This is a genomic window from Paenibacillus sp. 2TAF8, from assembly GCF_052114825.1.
Classification (GTDB): Bacteria; Bacillota; Bacilli; order Paenibacillales; family Paenibacillaceae; genus Paenibacillus.
Genome location: NZ_JBFRFN010000019.1, coordinates 44,648 through 59,588 on the forward strand (window position 1 = coordinate 44,648; position 14,941 = coordinate 59,588).

The 14,941-nt window shown below is 46.2% G+C and carries 12 protein-coding genes; all 12 read left to right on the forward strand.

The window, feature by feature from the left end; all coding sequences use genetic code 11:
- Window positions 1-202: 202 nt before the first annotated feature.
- The 12 genes from AB4Z30_RS22950 (at window position 203) to AB4Z30_RS23005 (ending at window position 14,841) form a co-directional block, all read left to right on the forward strand.
- Window positions 203-1,792 carry an MFS transporter gene (locus AB4Z30_RS22950; protein WP_441929773.1) on the forward strand — a complete coding sequence of 530 codons (1,590 nt, stop codon included), beginning with the start codon at window positions 203-205 and terminating at the stop codon, window positions 1,790-1,792.
- 249 nt (window positions 1,793-2,041) lie between these two features.
- On the forward strand, window positions 2,042-3,076 hold the full coding sequence (locus AB4Z30_RS22955) for an LCP family protein (RefSeq protein ID WP_441929774.1): 1,035 nt from the start codon (window positions 2,042-2,044) through the stop codon (window positions 3,074-3,076).
- Window positions 3,077-3,273: 197 nt separating this feature from the next.
- A complete protein-coding gene (locus AB4Z30_RS22960; protein ID WP_441929775.1) occupies window positions 3,274-3,699 on the forward strand; it encodes a CBS domain-containing protein in 426 nt (141 codons plus the stop codon).
- A 203-nt stretch (window positions 3,700-3,902) separates the two neighbouring features.
- On the forward strand, window positions 3,903-4,205 hold the full coding sequence (locus tag AB4Z30_RS22965) for a MazG-like family protein (RefSeq protein WP_090923575.1): 303 nt from the start codon (window positions 3,903-3,905) through the stop codon (window positions 4,203-4,205).
- Window positions 4,202-5,122, forward strand: a complete 921-nt coding sequence (locus AB4Z30_RS22970) for a DUF2232 domain-containing protein (RefSeq protein ID WP_441929776.1) — start codon at window positions 4,202-4,204, stop codon at window positions 5,120-5,122. The genes AB4Z30_RS22965 and AB4Z30_RS22970 overlap by 4 nt, the downstream gene beginning before the upstream one ends.
- Window positions 5,123-5,133: 11 nt before the next feature.
- Window positions 5,134-7,131, forward strand: a complete 1,998-nt coding sequence (locus AB4Z30_RS22975) for a DHH family phosphoesterase (RefSeq protein WP_441929777.1) — start codon at window positions 5,134-5,136, stop codon at window positions 7,129-7,131.
- On the forward strand, window positions 7,128-7,571 hold the full coding sequence (gene rplI, locus AB4Z30_RS22980; protein ID WP_154960424.1) for a 50S ribosomal protein L9: 444 nt from the start codon (window positions 7,128-7,130) through the stop codon (window positions 7,569-7,571). The genes AB4Z30_RS22975 and rplI overlap by 4 nt, the downstream gene beginning before the upstream one ends.
- A gap of 1 nt (window position 7,572) precedes the next feature.
- Entirely contained in the window at window positions 7,573-8,934 is a 1,362-nt protein-coding gene (dnaB, locus tag AB4Z30_RS22985; protein WP_434748673.1) for a replicative DNA helicase, read from the forward strand.
- 443 nt (window positions 8,935-9,377) lie between these two features.
- Window positions 9,378-10,664, forward strand: a complete 1,287-nt coding sequence (locus AB4Z30_RS22990; protein ID WP_441929778.1) for an adenylosuccinate synthase — start codon at window positions 9,378-9,380, stop codon at window positions 10,662-10,664.
- Window positions 10,665-10,910: 246 nt separating this feature from the next.
- Window positions 10,911-11,678, forward strand: a complete 768-nt coding sequence (locus AB4Z30_RS22995) for a hypothetical protein (RefSeq protein ID WP_441929779.1) — start codon at window positions 10,911-10,913, stop codon at window positions 11,676-11,678.
- Window positions 11,679-12,051: 373 nt separating this feature from the next.
- On the forward strand, window positions 12,052-12,831 hold the full coding sequence (locus tag AB4Z30_RS23000) for a class I SAM-dependent methyltransferase (RefSeq protein WP_441929820.1): 780 nt from the start codon (window positions 12,052-12,054) through the stop codon (window positions 12,829-12,831).
- A gap of 477 nt (window positions 12,832-13,308) precedes the next feature.
- The gene (locus tag AB4Z30_RS23005; protein ID WP_441929780.1) at window positions 13,309-14,841 is read left to right on the forward strand and encodes a peptidoglycan DD-metalloendopeptidase family protein; all 1,533 of its coding nucleotides are present in this window, start codon (window positions 13,309-13,311) and stop codon (window positions 14,839-14,841) included.
- Window positions 14,842-14,941: the final 100 nt, after the last annotated feature.

Consider the following 14,941-nt stretch of genomic DNA (forward strand, 5'->3'; position numbering starts at 1 on the left):
GATATTCATCATTTAAAATGAAATGCTAATATTATACATTTGAGTATCTAAATATATTCATCAATTGACATATAGACTCGCTTTATTTTAAAATGACCAGTGAGTCATTACTATTTATTCAGGTTTATATAAATATCAATGTGAGCCGACAATTGTGTACCGACAAGAGGGAGAAACAAGATCAGATTGGGAGGGACTTCGAATGCAAAAAGAAATGAAATGGCCATTGATTCTCTTTGCTGTAGGTGTATTTATGGCTGCACTGGATAACGGAATTATTACATCGTCGCTTACTACGTTAAATGCTTCGTTCGGTGTATCGCCAACGTGGGGTGCATGGACGATTACACTGTACACACTTGGACTTGCCATCAGCGTACCGATTGCGGGAAAGCTGTCGGACCGTTTTGGACGCAAGAAACTGTTTCTCATCGAGGTCGCTTTGTTTGGGATTGGATCACTTCTTGTTGCACTCAGTACTTCGTTTACATTTTTCCTGATTGCCAGAGTCATTCAGGCACTTGGTGGTGGCGGGATATTCATCATTGCAAGCTCATATGTACTTAGCAAATTTCCTGCTCAGCGGCAGGGTACCGCTCTTGGCCTTCTGGGAGGTATGAACGGCATTGCAGCCATTCTTGGACCTAATATCGGCGCGTTTATTCTTGATGTTACCGGGAACTGGCACTGGCTGTTTCTTATCAACGTACCGATTGCAATCCTGCTGTTCATTGCCGGCATCCGTTATATCCAGGAAGAACAGGAGCTCAGCCGGGCAGCTGTCGACTGGAGCGGCATAGCGGTCTTAACATTGGGCGTACTGAGTCTGATGTACAGCTTCAGCAATCTGGACGGTGTAAATATGCTTCAAAGCCTGGCTTCACCGATGTTCTATAGCTTCTTTTTGGCGGGTGTAGCTGTGCTGGTGATCTTTTATTTTATGGAAAAAAGATTGGAAGGGTCTGACCGTGAACCGGTCGTTTCCACAAAATTGCTTGGCATCGCATCCTTCCGCTGGACGCTGCTCATTGCCTTTTTCTCTGGGGCCATTCTGGCCTCCGTCATTTTCATTCCCGGTTTTGTCGAGCAATATCTGGGTGTATCGAGCACAGCCTCTGGATATTGGTTTACGCCGCTTGCGCTGGCCTCAGGCATTGGAGCAGGTGGAGGGGGATACCTCGTTGACCGCAAAGGTCCGATCTGGACGTTATCTATGGCGGGCTTGCTCTCTGCGATCGGATTTCTGTTGTTCCCGCTGTGGGTAGAGCATATCTGGCAGTTTGTCATTGCCAGTACCCTTGTCGGTATAGGTTTTGGCATGATGCTAGGTGCACCGGTCAACGTTCTGGTTACCGAACAGGCAGGTGAGAACAATAAAGGGATCGCGGTAGCAACAAGCTCCCTGTTCCGTCAGATGGCTATGGCCATTGCGCCGACGATCTTTGCCGGATTTCTAGCACGTTCGTTTACTAACCTCGGTTCAAATATCCAGTCAGGTCTGGCAGATCGGGGAATAGAAATCCCGCCAGCCACGCTTGAGCAATATGCTTCAGGAGGAGCATCGGGAAATGATCTCTCCAGTCTGATGGCGGGATTATCGAAGATTCCAGATGCGAATATACGAGAAACCTTGCTTCAGGCCGTACATCAAACGACAGGCCAAGGTTACAACGGGCTGTTCTGGTCGGCTGTTATTTTTAGCGTACTGACGCTAGTCGTTGCCCTTGTTACTGGACGTCTTCGTCAAAAAGAGAAGCAGCAGAATGCCGATGGGGCGCTAGAGTCGTCGTAACACAGGAAGAAATTCGAAAGTATCGGAAGAACAGTGAACCTTTTGTAACCAAAAAAGGAGTTGCTGTTCTTTTCAATTTAACCCGATTGTAACTTTTCATCATTCAGGAATGATTACAATAGAACGAGCATCAGCGCTGCTCCAGCTCTAAAGAAATAAAAGATTGGAGAACTGCGTGTCATCAGACGTTACCCGCGTTTAATGGGTAGTAATGATTTTCAATTTTGAGAGTGAAGAAGGAATCGATGGATGAAAAGCAGAACTAAGGAAAAGAAGAAGAAAAGTCGCAAAGGCCTATATATAACACTCATATCCCTTGTCGTTTTGATCATTGGGGGTTATGTTTTCCGTCAGCAGCTCGCTGTAGCCGCATTTGACATGTTTCTGGCTGATACGGTGGAAGCACAACTCACACATTCTTATGTGCCGCAGGAAGGCAATAAAACGCCTGATCCAACGGTATATCGCAAAGAACCATTCTCTGTGTTGCTCCTGGGCTCCGATAAACGAGACTATGAGAAGTCACGCGGACGTTCGGATGCAGTCATCTATGCTGTTGTTCGCCCAAAGGAATCCCGAGTGCTGCTTGTATCTATTCCACGTGACACATATGTACAGATCGTAGGAAGAGATGCGGATAAGGACGGGACGGATGATTACGACAAAATTGCGCATGCTTATGCCTTCGGCGGGGAGAATATGTCCATCAATACGGTGGAGAAGTTCCTTGATGCCGACGTAGGTTATTACGCAACGATTAACTTTCAGGGGATCAAAAAGGTGGTTGATGCCCTTGGGGGCATATCACTGCCGATTGATAAGGATATCGTGAACAAAGATCCAAATCATGAGCAGTTCACGATTAAAGGCGGCAAACCGATCTATGACGGACAGGAAGCACTTTATTACGTGAGATACCGTGAAGACAGTGATTTTAACCGCACGAATCGGCAGCAAATTTTCCTGAATGCTTTTGCAGACAAGATGTTGAATGTAAATCAGATTGCGAAGATCCCTGAGCTGTTTCAGATCATGGGTAATAACTTTCAGACCGACATGCAGCCAACCTTTATTATCGATCTGGCGAAGCAGGTTCTGACACAGGAGAAACCGCAGGTTTCCAGCTTCACGATTTTGAGCGAAGGCATGCGTAAAAACGGCATTTATTATGGCCGTGCAGATAAGAAAGATGTTGAATATGCCAAAGAACTGATTAAAAACTGGATGGATCAATCGACCCCAGCCGGTGAAGTCATGATTCCTGAGCGGCAAAAGATTGAATAGTTAACTCCATACAGATGGGTTGTCTTACACAACGATCAGCAGTACGTTTAATGAGCGGGCTGCTTTTTTTTCTTTGTGTGAGACTTTTCATTGTGTAAGAACTTCATCCTTTTGGAACATCCTTCGTTCTATAGCGTATAATATAAGTTGAGCGAGCATGTTGGAAGTAGAAATAAACAAGGAGGACATACAAGGGTATGAACATCGCATTTTTTTTGCTGCCCAAACAAGAGGTTACATGTGTGACGTCGGACTCTACGCTGCGGCAAACGCTGGAACGGATGGAGTATCATCGGTTTACAGCAGTGCCTATTTTGAATAAGGAAGGCAAATATATTGGTACGGTTACGGAAGGCGATCTATTGTGGTATATGAAAAATGCGGAGGGAAAGATATCGTTTGAAAACGCTTCAAAATTTCTGCTAAAAGATGTTCCGCTAAGGCTCGATATTAAGCCGGTATCTATTAATGCCAATATGGAGGACTTAATTAATCTGGCTAAGGTGCAGAATTTTGTGCCGGTCGTGGATGACATGGAGCGTTTTATCGGCATTGTGAGACGTAGTCAGATCATCGAATACTGTGAAGGAATTGTAGCCAAGGAGTCCATGAAGGCGAAATAAGTTGAACTCTTTTCAAAATGATGAACGGACAGGGATAATGACAGCGATTATTACTAATATATAAGAATAAGACGTGCGGGGCTCGGCATCGTACCTGACATGGAGTTTCGGAGATTTCTGCGCTTTTTGGGGTAATTTTGCCAGCCCCCTTTTTATGCTATAATCGAGAATAAAGCTTTTTCGGGGAGAGTGACTTTCGCCAAATGCCTAAAGAACTGGATGTAGCCAAACGTGCTAAAGTGATTGAATGGCTGAAAACCGAAGTACTTGATCAGGTATCCCGATTATTCAAAGCATTATGGGAAGGCAGCACGATTCGAATCGGAGATAGTCTTGCCAGTTTAATGATGAGCAGTTACATATTGGGCCGAAGGCTCGGTATTCCGTTTAAGGATCTGGATGCACTGCTAGTTGAGAAGTTGAAAAAGCACAAACAGGAAGGTCACCAGCTTGAAGACTGGTACCAGGATATTTCCGCGCTCGAAGATCATATGCGTAAGAGGTGAATTTGTTGAAATTTAGCTTTAAATCAGCTGTCTGGAGTGCAGTACTTTTACTTCTGATACTTTCGCTGTTAACTCCGTTATCGGTACTCTCTATATTTTTTGTGATGATTCCGGGAGTTATTTTGTATGCCTCACTACCTGTAAGATCCTTTATTTTGCATCTTGCGCCTGTTGCTATTATTTTGGTTATGGTTCACCCGATTTATCTGTTATTTATGTTGATCTTAATATTGCCGGCCATCGTTATGGGTCACGCATATAAGAAACAAAAATCGGCATTGTTTGCTTTAATGACAGGTGCCGGAACGATGCTGGCCGAGTATCTGCTGTTACTCTTGATAGGAAGTCTGATTTTCCAATTCGATCTGTCCAGTTATATCAAAGATGTGGTTCAGCTAACCATCGAACCGCTTACCAATTCATCAAGTCAGATGATTAATGGCTTTGTTTGGACCCCTGAGATGACTGAAGATGTTGCCAAACAGACCCAGTTAATGATCCCTTTTGCGCTTGTCGTTACATCGATGGTTATGGCATTCATTACACACATCATTGCTCGTCCAATTCTGAGTGTTATGGGTTTAAACGTATCCAAGCTTCCTCCTGCACGAGAATGGCGCATGCCACGCGCATTGATCTGGTATTATTTCCTTGCATTAATTATTGAGGTGGTCTCCAGACAAAATGACGGATCGTATTGGAAGATGATTGCGATGAACCTGTCTCCATTAATTAACCTAGGTTTTATGATTCAGGCCATCGGTTTCTTCTTCTTCCTCTCACATATTAGAAGATGGAATCCGGTTCTTCCATTTTTATTGGGTGCGGCAGTGTTTTTCATTGGTCCGCTCCGTATTGTCGGCATTATTGATCTGGCGTTCCCGATCCGTGAGGCAATATCGAAATCAAAACGATAGGGTGATGAGTCATGCCTAAATTTCTAAAGAAACGCTGGCACGGCTATTATACCGTCTGGGCGTTCATACTGCTGTTGCTACTCGTGATGTTGGTTACCATCTATAACTGGACGCTTGGTTTGATTAGTCTGATACTGGCTTCGGCGCTGGGAATCGTCATGATCAAGGCAGAGCTCGCTTTTCGCCGCGAGCTTAACGACTACATTAATGGTCTTACCATTCGTATTAAACGTATGGAGGGCGAGGCAGTCAGCATGCTTCCATTCGGAATCGTGCTGTACAGCGAAGACCGTACAATAGAGTGGCATAACCGCTTTGTTGCGGAGATGTTCCATGAGAAGACCGTAGTCGGAAGTTCACTGCTTAACCTGTTTCCCCATCTTCCCCAACCGAAGGAGAAGAAGGATAAGGATGGATCGAAAGAGCCTTCACCCAAGGAATTCCATGATGAGTTTCAACTGGATGACCGGTATTACGGCGTGATCCACAATCCGCAGGAGCGGTATGTATATGTGTATGAGATCACCGAGTTAGCTATACTTCGCGATAAATATGAGAATGAACGTATCGCGCTGGGTATTCTCGTCCTGGACAATCTGGATGAGGCTGCTCAAGGTATGGATGACCAGCAACGTACAGCGCTGATCGCACGAGTCGCTAGTGAGATTACAGCTTGGGCTAAGCAGTATGGGGTTTATCTCCGTCGTCTGTCATCCGATCGTTACTTGATGATGCTTAATCATAGGTCCCTGCAGGAGCTTGAGCAGAGTCGGTTTGTTATTCTGGACGAGGTTCGGGAGATGACAGCCGATCTGAAAGTGCCGATGACGCTAAGTGTTGGACTTGCATCTGGTTCGGACAGTATCAGCGAGATGGGAGAACTGGCACAATCGAGTTTGGATATGGCACTTGGACGCGGCGGTGATCAAGCAGCCGTGAAGTCGGGCCAGCGCTTGTCCTTTTACGGTGGAAAGTCGAATGCGGTGGAGAAGCGAACGCGTGTCAGAGCACGAGTTATTGCTCACGCACTCCGTGATTTGATGCAGGAGAGTGATCGCGTACTCATCATGGGGCATAAAATGCCGGATATGGACGCCATCGGTGCATCCATTGGGGTGTGGAAGGCCGCGAGTCTGTACAATGTGGAGGCTCGCATTGTGCTGGACGGGGTGAATCCCTCTATTGAACGGTTGATGGAACAGGTAAACAAGGACGAGAAGCTGTCCAAAGCTTTGGTATCGCCAGAGATGGCCACGCAGATGATGACCGAACATACACTACTGGTTGTTGTAGATACCCATAAGGCATCCATGACGATGGAACCTAAGCTGGTGCAATCCGCAACGCGTGTGGTCGTGGTGGATCATCATCGCCGTGGTGAGGAATTTATTAATGATGCAGTATTGATCTATCTGGAGCCTTACGCGTCATCTGCCGCTGAACTTGTGACAGAACTTCTGCAATATATTCACGAAAAGGTACAGTTTACTCCGCTTGAAGCAACGGCCCTACTTGCCGGTATAACGCTGGATACGAAGCATTTTGCACTGCATACCGGCTCCAGAACGTTTGAAGCAGCGGGCTTCCTTCGTCGTAGCGGTGCAGACACCATTATGGTCCAGAAGCTGATGAAAGAGGATCTGTCAGAATATATTGCTAAGGCAGAAATCATAAAGCATGCTAAAATGGTATATGGGAACATTGCTCTGGCGGTCACTGGCCCTGGCAACAAGATCTCACAGATGATGATCGCCCAGGTGGCGGACACATTACTGAACATGACCGACGTGGTCGCTTCGTTTGTCATAAGTGAGCGTACGGATGGATTGATTGGCATCAGTGCAAGATCACTGGGCCGCATGAATGTTCAGGTTGTTATGGAACGATTAGGTGGCGGCGGTCACTTAACAAATGCTGCCGTGCAACTTGAAGGAACGCTGGGAGAAGCGGAGAAACGGCTGATGAACGTCCTGGCTGAAATCGAAAAGGAAGAGGGGTTATTCGAATGAAAGTCATTTTTATAAAAGATATGAAGGGTCAAGGCAAGAAAGGGCAAGTGAAGGAAGTATCTGAGGGTTATGCACAGAATTTTCTGTTGCCACGGGGAATTGTGCGTCCGGCAACGGAGGGTAACATGAAGACACTGGACAATCAGAAGGCAGCTGAAGAAAGACTTAAGCAGGAAGAGAAAGCCGAAGCTGAAGCACTTGCGAAGAAGCTGGAGGCAGAAGTAACGGAACTCAAGGCAAAAGCGGGTGAGGGTGGCCGTCTGTTCGGTGCGATTACGAGCAAACAGATTGCGGAAGCTTTGTCCAAAAAGGGCCTGAAAATAGACAAGCGCAAAATTGAGCTGGATGATCCGATCCGTACGCTCGGTGTAACGCAAGTGACCGTCAAGGTTCACCCTGAAGTGAAGGCAACCTTGAAGGTACAGGTAACGGAGGAGTAAGATGGGCGGCGAAATGTTATTCGACCGGGTTCCTCCGCAGAACCTAGAGGCCGAACAGGCTGTGCTGGGTGCAATCCTGTTGCAGGGCGAAGCTCTGATTACAGCGATGGAACGGGTACAGACCGAGGATTTCTACGATAAGCCCCATCAATTGATCTATGAAGCGATGATTCAGCTGGGTGAGGAAAATCAACCGATTGACCTTGTTACACTGACTTCGCGTCTGAAGGATAAAGGCGAGCTGGAGGACATTGGTGGTGTTAGCTACCTTGCCAAGCTTGCTCACGGTGTGCCTACAGCGGCCAACGTGGATTATTATGCACAGATTATCGAAGAGAAATCGATGCTTCGTCGTCTGATTCGTACAGCAACACAGATCGTGAGTGAAGGATATACAGGTGGCGAAGATGTCGCCGGTATGCTCGGTGAGGCTGAACGGCGTATTCTGGAAATTTCCAATAGACGCTCCAGCAGTGGTTTTATTGCGATCCAGGATGTACTCATGGAAGTATTCGATAAAGTCGAAACGTTGCATCAGAACCGGGGGACAACAACCGGGATTCCGTCCGGCTTTATCGATTTGGACAAGATGACGGCTGGATTCCAGCGCAGTGACTTGATCATCGTTGCGGCACGCCCATCCGTAGGTAAGACGGCCTTTGCTCTGAATATCGCTCAGAATGTAGGCATCCGGGCACAAGAAACAGTAGCGATCTTCAGTCTGGAGATGTCCGCTGCACAGCTTGTACAACGGATGATCTGTGCGGAAGCCAATCTGGATGCCGGAGTTCTCCGTACAGGAGAATTTAAGGGGGATGAAGATTGGCAGAAGCTGACGATGGGCATCGCTGCTCTCAACGAAGCAAATATCTATATCGATGATACACCTGGTATCACGGTAGCCGATATTCGGGCCAAATGCCGCCGTTTGAAGAAGGAGAAAGGTCTGGGTATGATCCTGATCGACTACCTTCAATTGATCAGTGGACGTGGTAAAGCCGGAGAGAACCGTCAACAAGAGGTATCCGAGATCTCACGTACACTGAAGCAGATTGGCCGGGAACTGGAAGTTCCAGTTATTGCCTTGTCTCAGCTCAGCCGGGGGGTTGAGCAACGTCAGGATAAGCGTCCGATGATGAGTGACTTGCGGGAATCGGGTTCGATCGAGCAAGATGCCGACATTGTAGCGTTTCTGTACCGGGATGACTATTATAACCAGGATACCGAGAAAAAAAATATTATCGAGATCATTATTGCCAAACAGCGTAACGGTCCGGTAGGTACGGTGGAACTGGTTTTCCTGAAAAACTTTAATAAATTCGTCAATTATGAGAGGGCACATAATGATGCCTTCGCGATGTAAGGGATAGACTGCTATACGCTGAAAAGAGGTATGCAGCCTATCCGGTACAGCCAGTAATCGGAGAATAGTACGGTCGAATATCAGGATTTACACCATATATACCGTGAATGAATAGCAAATGTAAAAGTACCGGTGAATGCAGTCAAGGTGAACAAGACTGGAATCACCGGTTTTTTACTGTGAAATACGGCCATAATTCCGAACATTAATCAAATGCCATTTATAATTGTTCGCCATTTCATTTGACTTTGAAAAAGGGGACTGGTACACTAATATTGCTGCGTTAAAGCAGCGCAAACCTTCCCTTGAATGTAACGGAAGGACATTCTTTACTGTCCGTTAGCACGCTTCTCAGTCGGTTTATTGCGTAACATGCCTGCCGGGATAGAGGACGGACAGACCAATACAAAGGTGCGCAAGGCACCCACGGAGGTATGTTAACTATGTCAACGGTAGTTGTAGTGGGAACGCAATGGGGAGACGAAGGAAAAGGTAAAATCACGGATTATTTGGCGGAGAGCGCTGATGTGGTTGCTCGTTACCAAGGAGGTAACAATGCAGGCCATACGATTCTGATCGATAACAAAAAATATAAATTGACGATGATTCCATCGGGTATCTTTTACACAGACAAAGCATGTGTGATTGGTAACGGTATGGTTATCAACCCGAAGGCACTTATCGAAGAAATTAATTATATTCATGACAACGGATTTACAACGAAAAACTTGTCCATTAGTGAGCGTGCACATATCATTCTGCCATATCATATGGTTCTGGATGCACTGGAGGAAGAGAGCAAAGGCCCGAACAAAATCGGTACAACGGGTAAAGGAATCGGCCCTTGTTACATGGACAAATCTGCTCGAATCGGTATCCGCATGGTAGATCTGCTGGATGCAGAAGACTTCGAACTGAAGCTGCGTCATCTGGTTAAAGAGAAAAATCGTGTTATCGAGCAGGTGTATAACGGCACTCCGGTTGATGTCGAAGAGATTCTGAAGGATTACCTCGGCTATGCAGAAATTCTTCGTCCTTATGTGAAAGATACATCGGTCGTACTGAATGATTCCATTGACGACAATAAAAAGGTATTGTTTGAAGGTGCGCAAGGTGTGATGCTGGATCTTGACCAAGGTACGTATCCTTACGTGACTTCGTCCAACCCGTCTGCTGGCGGTGTATGTATCGGTTCCGGTGTTGGCCCGGCGCGTATTCAGCAGGTTATTGGCGTAGCTAAAGCTTACACAACTCGTGTAGGCGACGGCCCATTCCCTACCGAATTGCATGATGCGATTGGCGACCAGATTCGTGAGACAGGTCATGAGTACGGAACCGTAACTGGACGTCCACGTCGTGTGGGCTGGTTTGACAGTGTGGTTGTTCGTCACGCTCGTCGTGTAAGTGGCATCACAGGGTTGTCCTTGAACTCTTTGGACGTTATGACAGGCCTGGATACCGTGAAAATCTGCACAGGTTACAAATTCCGTGGTGAAGTTATCACTCACTATCCGGCAAGCCTCAAAATGCTGGCTGAATGTGAAGCGGTATACGAAGAAATGCCAGGTTGGAGCGAAGACATTACAGGAGCGAAGAAGCTGGAAGATCTGCCGGTGAACACACAGAACTACGTAAAACGTGTATCTGAGCTGACAGGCATTCCGATCGCGATCTTCTCTGTAGGTCGTAACCGTGAGCAGACCAATCAGGTTCTGCCAATCTACGTATAAACTGATATTGGGTTGTTAAATTCCCCTCCAGTTGTTGCTACTCAGCAGCGACTGGAGGTTTTTTGTGTCTGTTTCGATATAATCCCGAGATTTCCGTCAATACTGGCTAACAGATATACGTTGAACGAATGATATGTATACGAGCACTGCGATGCAAAGTATAAATGGATTCAACCTGTATAACGTCGGTTATCCCCCAAAATCCACTTGGATGAGGGAGAGCAAATTGGAGGGAGAGAAACAGAGATGAAGTTGCTGATGTGGTTTGTCAAAATGGTACTTATCGTGTTGCTGGTCAGTTCACTGACATTGCTTACGACAGGTCTAATTGTGCAATCGTATGCCAAGTCATTGCTTGCCAGCTTTAATATACAGTGGGAAGGTCAGCCTATGGGTCTGATGGGCATGTTTCAGGGGGCCTTGGGAGGTAAGCAGGGCAAGCAGTCCAGCGAGGGAGATAAACCCGGGAATAAGCCAACAGATCAGCCGGCCGGAACGGAAGAGGAAAAAGCTCCGGAGAATTCAATTTCGGTGATGGGCAACGGTACGAGTGAGGGGAATGCTGGAGTAGACAAAGGTAAGGAGGATATTCCAGAAGGATCGAATCAGGCCACAGGAAAGACGAACTCTGGAACATCTAGCAACGATGAAACGGGTGGAGCAGGGACGAGTGGTGATTCTGGAAACGGAGCATTAGATGGCAATGGATCAGCGGCTGGAAGTGATACGTCAAGTAGTCAAGGAACGAACAGTGACAATGCAACGGGTAATGATACAATCGTTGTTACACCAGATGACATTACAGGCGCCAAAAATAAATTACCGACAGAGGAAAAAGAACGTATTTTCACTCTGTTGATGAACAAGCTCCCCCAAAAGGAAATGCAACAGATCTCAGGAGCAATGGAGGGTGGATTGACCGAGCAGGAACTGCGAGAGATTGAGCAGGTTATCTCGAAATACCTCACTAGTGAAGAGTACGATGATTTGATGCAAGTACTACAAGCGGAATAAGAAGGGGCGCTGTACCTTCTTTCGCCCCGCATCCTCCAAGTAGGACAACAATCTAGACTGGAGAAATGTTACATCCTTATTGAAATGCACAACTCGTTTCCCATATAATTGCATGAAATAGTAGAGAACGTACCTACTCAGGAGGAAGAACATATGAGAACGAACCGTAAAGAACACGATATATAACAACAGAACCTCTCATTAGCACAGGCTCCAATGCCGCGGAGTCGTGGCCCTCCGTTCATGCCTTTGTACCACAGGTACGCTGTACCGATATCGGAGAAGAGCATGAAAATGGACTATTGGAGGCCTAATAAATATGAATACATTTAATACTACAGGTTCTATAAATAAAACGAATACAACGTCAAGGATGTCGGCTGAACAGCTTGTTGAAATAAAGGGACGGTTTGAACAAGGATTACAGGAAGCAGAACAGCCCTTTCATGGTTGGGATTTTGGATATATTACGGGTAGCAAGCGGATGCAGAGTGGCGGGCTTCCTTGGTCTTACGGTGAGATGGCACGGCGTTGCATGCAGAATGCGAAGCGGATGCTGGATATGGGCACAGGCGGTGGCGAGGTACTGTCGAGTTTACTTCCTTTACCCTCATACACTTGTGCAACCGAAGGATACACTCCAAACATAGCCGTTGCGAAGGAACGTCTGAGCCCTTTAGGTGTAAACGTATATCCTGTAACGGATGATTCCCAGCTTCCTTTTGCAGAGGGGGAATTTGATTTAATCCTCAATCGGCATGAATCGTATGATCCACGAGAAGTCTGGCGCGTGCTTTCAGATGGTGGAGTGTTCCTGACACAGCAGGTTGGCTGGTCTGATTGCCGAGAGATTAATGATCGATTAGGCATTCCGATGCCATCTGATTATGCTGGATGGGAGCTGGATTTTGCGGCTGATCAATTGCTGAAAAGTGGTTTCCACATCTGGGAACAGGATGAGGCTTCACCTTTCCAACGTTTCTATGATATTGGAGCATTGGTGTATTATCTAAAGACAATTCCTTGGCAGGTTCCTGATTTTACAATAGACCGATTCCGTGAACCGTTATGGCAGATCCATCTGGAGATGGAGCAATATGGATTCTGGGACTTGCAGCAGAAGCGCTTTATCATAGGCGCAGTCAAGAAATAAGAAAATGAATCATGAATGGTTAGGGTAGATGAGATTGCCCCTTCATGAACCGAATAAAGCTATTATTTAAATCTTTCATCAGAGTTGATCTGATGAAAGATTTTTTTGTATTTACATGAAAATTATAATGTAATTTAGTAGGTCTTAGAACCTAGTCATAGATTGGGATAAAAAGTACATAGTACAGTAGGAGTTGAGGCATAATGGAGGATGGAACATATGCTCCAAACGATGGATATTTGAGGAAAACCAGATAGGACGCGGCTTTGTGATGTGATGATAAAAGTTGAAATGACTGTAAAACCTGTGTTAAAGTATACGGGTGTGATAAAAGGTTAAAATTTTGACACTTTTACGAGCGCAGCTAAAGTCCTGCTTTTACAATAATGATAACATTAAGCTTACTTGCATAAGACTCACCTGAAGGTGATGTCTGATAGAACATGCGGATTAAGAAATGCTGAAAAGGAGAGAATCATGAAAGGTTTCAGAGGCAAACGCCAACCGGATCAACACCGGGTACACGAACAATCCGGAGAACACCGGACGGCCGAAGACAAAAACAGCATGAGTATGTCCAACTTCAGTTCAAATAAGAAAAGAATTCTGTCATCGCGCAAATGGATCATTACCACAGCATGTGGCATTCTAATTGCAGTATCAGTTGGATTTGGAGTCAAACAATATGTAGCCTCAAATACAGTCCCTTATTATAAGGTTATGGTTAAAGGCAACGAGATTGGTACGATTACAAGCGAGGCACAGTTGCAGCAACTGTTTGCCGAAAAAACGAAAGAATACCGCGCTAAGTATCCGGATGCGGATATGGTGCTGAACACAGATGGTATCACAACCGAGACGGTAAGAGCATATAAACCGGAAGTGAACAGCGAGGAAACGCTGGACAAACTGGGAAACATGTTAACGGCTTATGCCAAAGGCGTGGAGCTTAAAGTAAACGGTGAAGTTGTCGGAATTGTGAAGGATCAGGAAACGGCAGACAAGATCCTGCAGCAAGTACAGAGCAAATACATACCGGCATCGGCTGTGCGAAGCTCACTGAAGACCAAGTCGGTATCAGCTAACTCCTCTAAAAAGGATCAAGGCCCAAGCACAACGTTAAAATCTGTAGACATCAAGGAAGATGTAACAACAGATACGGTGAAGGCAGATCCAAATAAAATATGGGATGTGTCCGAGGCGGTTAAAGCTTTAACCGTTGGTAAAGACGCGCCTGTAACCTACGTGGTGCGTGAAGGAGATACGATCTCTTCCATCGCAGCCAAATATGAAATTACGCAAAGCGAGATTCGCAAACATAACCCGGGCATCAAGGAGACATCACTCCAGATTGGACAAGAGTTGACTCTCACTGTACCGAAGCCAGCGATTACGGTTAAATCTGTGGAACAAGTGGTAGAGCAGATTGAAGTGAAACCTCAGGTTGAGGTACGTAAGAGCGCTGATCTGAAGGCAGGTACGACGAAAGTGGTTCGTCCAGGCCAAAGCGGGCTGAAAAACATGCAGTATCGCATCACCAAAGAAAACGGCGAAGTCGTTCGGGAAGAATGGCTGGGTCAGGAAGTTCTCAAAACAGCTGTGACTGAAGTTGTGCTTAGTGGAACCAAAGTGGTTGGCGAAGGCACAGGGCAGTTTGCATGGCCCGTATCCAATGCGACGATGAGCAGCAGCTTCGGTCAACGTTGGGGACGTCAGCACAAAGGTGTCGATCTGGTCGGTAATCGCGATGTGAAATCTGCAGATGAAGGTGTAGTTACTTTTGCAGGACAGAAGAGCGGTTATGGCAATGTCATCATCATTAACCATCGTAACGGATATGAAACGCTTTATGGTCACTTGAACAGCATCAGTGTGGATGTTGGCCAAGTGGTGGAGAAGGGTGACAGCATTGGCGTAATGGGCAATACCGGACGTTCCACAGGAACGCATCTGCATTTTGAGATTTTGAAAAATGGTTCAGCAGAAAATCCGATGACCTATCTGAATTAAGGATAGAGCAGGAGATTAAGCATAGGACACGAGGCATCGCGTAACGATGCTAAGATTGAGAACAAGGCCCGCTGTAAAGCTGGCCTTGTTTTTTGATGTG